Here is a 2,429-nt window from a genome sequence, read left to right as displayed (position 1 = left end):
CCCGTGCCGCGTATTCCGCTTTCGCATCACGGGCTGCCTGCAGTTTCAGTAGCAGAGCGTCGCGTTTGAATTTAGCCAGATCCCGGTTTTGTGTTGCGAGCGTCACCTGGTCCTGCCACTTTTGTTCTGCTTCTGATAACGGTTTGTTCAAGACGACCTGCGAAGTCGCTGCGCCGGTGCTGAAACGCGTGACTTGCCAGTTTTCAATGCCGGGAACGTCTTCTCCCTGGCGATAACCGGGAAATTCAAAGTCGAATCGCTGGAGTTCCTGCGCGCTTTTGTCGAGAAAAACGATCTCATCAAATTCAGCGACGCTGCCGGAATGCGCGTCCAGAAAAATGCCGCGATTTGCTGCATTCGCAGGGTTCCACCCATTCAGCGCGATCGGCCGATGGTCAACAAACACTTGGGAAGATCGGCTGTCGGTGATTGTCAGTTCGGCGATATCCTCGTCCGGTTTCAGCAGAATCATGACCTGAAATTGCAGAGTTCCAGAATCGGTCTTGTAAGTTCCGATTGTCGTGGTGGAAGTTGTTCCGGGGGCATAAGTGATAATCTTACCCGCCTCAAAGGCGACATACAGATTCGTTCTGCCTCCGGATAAATCGTTCGAGAGTTGAAAATTGACCAGACTATCTGACAGAATCCTGAGTTGAAAACGAACCAGTGTTTCTGTATCTAAGGATTTCCAGCCGGACATTTCATGGGACAATGTGCGACGCCCCTCGTTCGCTTTGAGTTGCAGCGACTGATGATTCAGCAGCGATGGCTGATTGTTCGATTGAGCCGCGGGAGAGTTCGCGATGAGATTCCGGTCCGCTAAAACAGATGCCAGTAATGCTTCCTGCTGATTCAGCTTCTGCTCTAATTGTGATTTCTGCTGTTCCCACGCTTTCAAGGCTGTCTGGTAAGCAGCTTCGCGTGTTTGGGTTTCTTCTTCCATCACAAAGGGTTTCAGCCCGGGGTACCAGGCGGTGACTGGTAACTCAATGGTCTGGAATGGGAGCTGGTTGCCCCCCAGAAACTTGATCGCTGCTGCTTCGATCGGGGGTTTTTCTTTTACAATATTCTGTTCGAGGCCGCCTGTATAGAACTTGGCTTTGGCGTCAAGATGCCGGTCATAGATCCGCACCATACCGGTTCGAATCGGACCATTGCGAACGCTGAGCTCGTAATCCGGAAAGATGCCGGGATCTGGCTCGCCGGGAACGCGGTCGTGTCTCAAATCAATCGGTTCAAAAAATGAACGGAAGGAAAAATATTCTTCCTGACTGATCGGGTCATATTTATGATCGTGGCACTCGCAGCAGTTCATGGTCAGGCCTAAAAAGGCTTTACCCGTGTGTTCGACATTATCTTTGAGCCAGGTGTGGTAGTTCCAGCGGTAGAAATTTCGCACGATAAAACCGGTGGCTACCAGGTTTTCCCTGTCATTGGGAGCAATTTCATCGGCGGCGAGCATTTCCAGAATCATGCGGTCGTAACCTTTGTCCTCGTTCAAAGAACGAATAATCCAGTCCCGCCAGCGCCAGGTCAGGGAATAACTGTTGGTCATATCCTGGGCACCGCGACGCCCGTACCAGTCGCTGTATCTCCAAACGTCCATCCAGTGTCGTCCCCAGCGTTCGCCAAAGTGCGGGCGGCTGAGCAAGTCTTCCACCACACGCTGATAGGCGTCCGGTTTTGGATCGCTCAAAAAGGCATGCAGTTCAGCGGGCGTTGGAGGCAGACCGATGAGATCGAGATAAACTCTTCTGAGTAAGGTGGCTTTGTCTGTTTTGGGTTGCGGAATCAGCCCGGCCTGTTCTTGCCGGTGTGTGATCAATGTGTCAATCGGATTCGCCGCTTGCGATTTTGTAACGGGGAGCGCAGGGCGTTGAATTGGCTGGAAGGCCCAATGGTCTGTGGGGGCTGCTTCGGGCTGATCATCGGCGGGAAATATCGCGCCTTGCTCAATCCAGTCCCTGATCAATTTGACTTCGTCCGGTTTCAGTTTACGCCCCTGACTGGCAGGGGGCATCTCCAGATCCGCATCATCCGTGAGGACTTGAAAAAGGAGACTTTCTGTCGGCTTGCCGGCGATGACCGCAGGGCCAATTTCTCCCCCTTTGAGGATCAATTTTCCCGCATCCAGCCGCAATGCAGATTCCTGTTTCAGCGAACCGTGACAGGCGAAACAATGCGCCTGCAGGAGGGGTTTGATCTGTGTTTTGTAATCAACGGGCGTCTTCGCCGTTTGCGCGAAAAGCGAAAGACTGGAGAGCGTAATTAATCCAAAGAGTGTACCGGCAAAGTGCCACTGCATAGGACGACTCCACATTTCTGTTCAAACAGGTTTTTTGAGCGAGTGCCTTTGATTTACGATAAGCACTCTTTTATATAAGGACAAGCCCGTTTATGATAGATTGTTAAATATACTAAGAAAATAG

At 51.6% G+C, this 2,429-nt stretch carries 1 protein-coding gene; it reads right to left on the bottom strand.

Features of this window, described 5'->3' with window-relative positions; genetic code table 11:
- On the bottom strand, positions 1-2,305 hold a 2,305-nt coding region (locus Q0294_RS22170; protein ID WP_299469809.1), incomplete at its 3' end, for a DUF1549 domain-containing protein.
- Positions 2,306-2,429 lie beyond the last annotated feature (124 nt).

This window comes from uncultured Gimesia sp. (assembly GCF_937919775.1).
Lineage (GTDB): Bacteria > Planctomycetota > Planctomycetia > Planctomycetales > Planctomycetaceae > Gimesia.
This window is presented reverse-complemented; position numbering and strand designations above follow the sequence as displayed.